Annotated in this window: 1 protein-coding gene; it reads left to right on the top strand. The window is 39.7% G+C overall.

Annotation, left to right across the window (positions count from 1 at the left end; translation table 11 throughout):
• Positions 1-200: 200 nt before the first annotated feature.
• A partial coding sequence (locus L692_RS30425) for a helix-turn-helix domain-containing protein (protein WP_036725948.1) occupies positions 201-320 on the top strand: 120 nt, incomplete at its 3' end.

Below are 320 nucleotides of genomic sequence, written 5' to 3'. Positions count from 1 at the left end.
CCGGCTTCAGTAGTTTCAGAATGGAAGGGCGCAAGGGTGGGGCCTCCTTTTTTATCCATTTTTATATTGATTGTATAGTTGTTTGCATAGCTGGTCAATATAAATAGTACTTTTAAGTACAGTAAATTTAAATAATGATTTATGTTTGATGGTCTGTAATGCTTAGCCTACCTCTTCTACCCTTAAGTGGAGGTGATCCCATGAATTTACCAGAAAGCGTTGGTAATAGAATTCGTGAGCTTAGAAAAGCAAAAGGATGGACACAAGAGCAACTGGCTGAAGCCGCATCGCTTCATTACAGTTACATAGGTGGGGTAGAG

The sequence above is a fragment of the Paenibacillus forsythiae T98 genome, assembly GCF_000520735.1.
GTDB lineage: Bacteria > Bacillota > Bacilli > Paenibacillales > Paenibacillaceae > Paenibacillus_AQ > Paenibacillus_AQ forsythiae.
The sequence above is the reverse complement of the archived record's forward strand: the minus strand, read 5'-3'. Positions and strand labels throughout refer to the sequence as shown.